The organism is bacterium, assembly GCA_030654305.1.
Taxonomy (GTDB): Bacteria; Krumholzibacteriota; Krumholzibacteriia; order LZORAL124-64-63; family LZORAL124-64-63; genus PNOJ01.
This window is the reverse complement of the sequence record JAURXS010000162.1, coordinates 1-4323: the sequence shown is the minus strand read 5'-3', so window position 1 is coordinate 4323 and position 4323 is coordinate 1. Positions and strand designations below refer to the sequence as shown.

Annotated in this window: 3 protein-coding genes; all 3 read right to left on the bottom strand. The window is 75.1% G+C overall.

The features are described from left to right. Positions 1–207 (bottom strand): hypothetical protein (locus tag Q7W29_04470; protein MDO9171070.1); only part of this gene is annotated, 207 nt, incomplete at its 3' end. A 32-nt stretch (positions 208–239) separates the two neighbouring features. Beyond that, positions 240–3716: a UvrD-helicase domain-containing protein gene (locus tag Q7W29_04465; protein ID MDO9171069.1), complete on the bottom strand. Its 3477-nt coding sequence runs from the start codon at positions 3714–3716 to the stop codon at positions 240–242. Next, the coding region (locus Q7W29_04460; protein ID MDO9171068.1) for a PD-(D/E)XK nuclease family protein at positions 3713–4323 on the bottom strand (611 nt) is incomplete at its 5' end. The genes Q7W29_04460 and Q7W29_04465, both read right to left, overlap by 4 nt.

Below are 4323 nucleotides of genomic sequence, written 5' to 3'. Positions count from 1 at the left end.
GTGATCTGCAAGCATGCAGATCACCGCCAGGGCGCCGGCGCCCGCCAGCAGGGCGAGGTCCTCGCTCCGGAAGTCGAACCGCGGGACCGACGGAGCCGGCGTCGTCGGTGCGGCGACGGGTTCCGGCGCGCGGTCGAGGGCGGCGCAGGTATTCGGGCCAGCGAGCAGCGCCGCGATGAACAGCGGGCGCAGCATGGAGGTGGGCATCGGTCACGGTCCTTTCGGCGGCGTGCGTGCGGTCAGTCGACGGCCACGAGGCGGCCGGGCCCGCCCGCGCCCGCCAGGCCCGTGAACAGCAGCAGGCAGCGGACCGGCAGTCCCGGGCGGCAGGCGCGCAGCGCTTCGCGGTAGGCCTGCATCTGGGGGCGGTAGTGCTCGACGACCGACCCGAGGTCCGCCTCCGTCACGCGGTTGGTCTTGTAATCCACCACCACGATCTCCTCGTCCCCGACCAGCAGCAGGTCGACGGCGCCCAGCAGCCGGCGTTCGGGGCCGCCGTTCGCGCGCGGCAGGCGGGCCATGACCGCGGCCTCGCACAGGACGCGGCCGCGGGCGGGGCGGAAGATCGCGTCGAGCCCGGGATTGGCGAAGACTGCAGCGGCCTCCGCGTGGGCGGGGCCGTCGCCCGCGGGCATCGCGCCGCCTTCGACGGCGAACTGGAGCCAGCGGTGGACGGCGGTGCCGTGCGCCATGGCGGCGTCGCGGGCCAGGGTCGCTTCCAAGACGGCTTGGCGCGCCTCGTCGTCGGCCCCGTCCGCCGACTCGGGGGCGTGCAGGTCATCCCCGGGTGTCGCGTCGCCGGGCAACGGCGGCGCGGTCGAGGCCGAAGGGGAGAGCGTCTCGATCAGCGGCTCCCAGCCGGTCGGTTCCCAGAGCGACGGGCCGGACGTCGTCGCGGCGCCCGCCGTCGCCGGCGGGTGGGCTGCGTCGGCCGCCAGGTCGTCGGGCAGGTCGTCGAGTGGGCGCGGGCCCGCGGCGAGCCAGCTCAGGAAGCTGGGCGCCTGCGAGTTGCGCTCGGGCGCGGCGCCGAGGACCACGAGTTCGTCACGGGCGCGGGTCATCGCCACGTACAGCAGGTTGGCCTGCTCGTGCCGCTGCTCCTCGAGGCGGCGGGCCGCGGTGGCCGCCAGGGTGGAGCCGAGGTCGCCATCGCCGCCGCCGGTCGCATCGCGGTGCTGCTTGCGGATGCCCTGGACCACGGGACCGCCGCCCGACGTCCCGGTTTCCAGCACGAGCGTCGTCTCCTCGCGCGTCATGGGGTCGGCGGCGTCGACCAGCAGCACGCAGGGCGCCTCGAGGCCCTTGGCGCCGTGGATCGTCATCATCCGCACGCGGCCCTGCTCGGTGTCCGGCAGCACCGCCTCTTCCTGGTCCTCGCGCAGGGCAGCGTTTTCGACCGCGGTGAGGAAGGTGCGCAGGGAGGGGAAGGCCGTCTGCTCGTGCGCCAGGGCCAGGTCGTGCAGCCGCAGCAGGTTGTAGCGGGCCTGCTCGCCCAGCGCTTCCGCGAAACGGGACGGCGCCTCCGTCTCGCGCAGGATGCGCCGCAGCAGCCGGTGGGCCGGGACGTGGCCCACGGCCCGCAGCCAGCCCTGCAGCAGTGCTGCGGTCGCGGCCAGGGGCGACCCGTCCTCGGCATCGCGCAGCGCGTCCCACAGCGAGGCGCGTCCCCGGCGCGTGCGGCGTCGGGCCAGCAGTTCCTGGAAGTCGCGCTCGCCGACGCGCACCAGGGGCGAGCGCAGCACGCCGGCCAGCGCGGTGTCGTCGGTGGGGAAGACGAGCCAGCGCAGCAGCAGCAACACGTCCTGCACCTCGCGGCTGCGCGCCAGGGCGCCGCGGCCGGCCGGCACGATCGGGATGCCCGCCGCGCGGAACGCCGCCTCGTAGTCCCGCAGGTGGGTGCGCGTGCGCGACAGGACCAGCACGTCGCCGTAACGCGCGGGCCGGTCGCGGCCGTCCTCGCGCACGGTCCCGCGGGCGAGGTAGTCCCGGATCACGCGCGCGGCCAGGGCCGCCGCCGCGGCGTGGCGCGTGCCGTCGTCGCCGTCGCGGTCCTCCACCGGCTGCAGCAGCAGCACGCGGCCGGGGCCGTCGTCGCGGAACGGCGCCTGCCGCGCGGCGGCGACCTCGAGGTCGTTCGGCAGCAGGTCGCACAGCGGCGCCGCCTGGAACAGGTCGCCGACGGTGTCGACGATCGCCGGCAGGCTGCGGAAGTTCACGGGCAGGGTCAGGGCCGCCTGCTTCGTTCTCGCGGACAGCCAGCGCTCCACCTCGGCGAAGATCCCCGGCTGCGCGCCGCGGAAGCCGTAGATGGACTGCTTGACGTCGCCCACGACGAAGACCGAGCGTGGCCTGCCGTCCTCGGCATCGCCGGCCAGGAACTCCTGCGCGAACGTCTCGAGGATCTCCCACTGGTTGCGGTTGGTGTCCTGGAACTCGTCGACCAGCAGGTGGTCGAGGCGCGCGTCGAGACGGTAGAGGATCCAGGGGCCGATCTCCCCGTCGCGCACCAGGTCCCGGGCCAGCCGCTCGAGGTCGTGGAAGTCGAGGCAGCGGTCCCGCGCCTTCAGCGCGGCGTAGTGGTCGAGCCCGCGCAGCCCGAGGCGCAACCGCAGCGCGTTGTGACGGTACAGGGCGACCAGATCCCGCCAGGCCGCCAGGTCCTGCAGGGGGCGCGCCGCGGCGGCGTAAGCGCCGTCGCGCTCCGCCTTGACGGCCTTGGCGCCGCCGCGCGGCCACCTGGGCGTGCCCTCCTTCGTCAGCGCGACCAGGAGCAACCCGTCCAGCACGTCGTCGAGCGGCGCCCCGCCTTCGAACTCGACGGCGGCGGCCAGGGCCGCGTCGCGGCGGTCCTGCAGATCGCGCGTCAGGCTCGTGCTGCCGCCCGGCGGCTCGGTCCGCTCGACGGCGTCGAGCCCGGCGGCGTAGCCGCGCGCGACCAGGGCGGCGGGCCCGCGCAGCGCTTCCAGCGTCGGGTCGGGCAGCTCGGCCAGGGGCGTGCCCCGCAGCAGGTGGCGGGCCAGGTCCTGCTGCAGCGGCGCCAGCAAGTCGGCGGTGCGGTCGAGAATGCGGTCGAGAATGCAGTCGGGGGCGCTACGCCCCATGTCGCGGGCCACCCGCGCGATCCAGCGGTCGAGGTCGGGGCGGACGTGCTCGAACCCGCGCAGCAGCCGGCGCGCGGCGGTGGGGTCGCCGGCCAGCTCCACCAGGTCGGCGGTGCCGGCGGGGTCGCGGCCGAGTTCGGCCTCGAGGCGGGACAGCGCCTCGTCCCAGAGGTCGTCGGTGTTCTCGACGATGCTGAAGGACGGGTCGACGCCCGCCTCATCGGCGAACCGCTTCAGCAACGTCTGGCAGAAGGTGTGGATCGTGCCCACCAGCAGTCCCGACGAGTCCTCCAGCACCTCCTCGAAGAGCAGGGCGGCGCGGTCGACCGTCTCGGGCGTCGGGGTTTCGCCGAGCAGCAGGGTCAGCTCCGCGACCAGTTCGTCGCGGTCCTTGCGCGCCAGGGCGCCCAGGCGCGCGCGCAGGCGGTCGCGGATCTCGACCGCCGCCTTGCGCGTGAAGGTCAGCGCCACGACGCTCTTCAGCGGGGCGCGCACCAGCAGCAGCCGCACGATGCGGTCGACCAGGACCTTGGTCTTGCCCGAACCGGCCGAGGCCCGCAGGGGCACCGACAGCGCGGGGTCCGCCGCGAGGCGCTGGACGAGGTCCGCGTTCACGGTGCACCTCCCGTCGCGGACGGCCCGGCCTCGTCGACGCGGCACGCGCCGCGCCAGGCGCAGAACCGGCAGGGAGCGCGCGGACCGTCGGGATCGTCGCCGCCCGGCAGCAGGGGGTAGGAGGTGCTGCGATCGGCCATCGCCAGGGCCGAGACCAGCACCGTGATGCCGTCGCGCACCAGGTCGTGGCCGGGCCCGAGGTGCGGCTTGTCGGGTAGGCCGACGTCGCCCGGCTTCAATCCGTAGTAGGAACCGGTGATGACCGTGTCGGTGGGGACGCCGCCGACGCCGCCGAGGCGGACGGCCAGGGCGTAGAGGGAGAGCTGGAGATCCTCGCCGTCCTGCACGGCCTTCCTGGTCGGCGGTTCCCCCGTCTTGTAGTCGATGACCTGCACCGTCGCGCCGTCGCGAGCGAGGTCGGCGCGGTCGAGCCTGCCCGTGACCGCGATGCCCGCGACCTCCGGCGGCGTGTCCGGCAGGTCGGCGGCGCCCTGTTGCGCCAGCCAGTCGCGCAGCGAGCCCAGCGTGAACTCGAACGACGTCTCCAGTGCGATCGGATCCCAGGCGCCGGCGCGCGCCAGCTCGACGGCGACGATCTGCTCGCCCG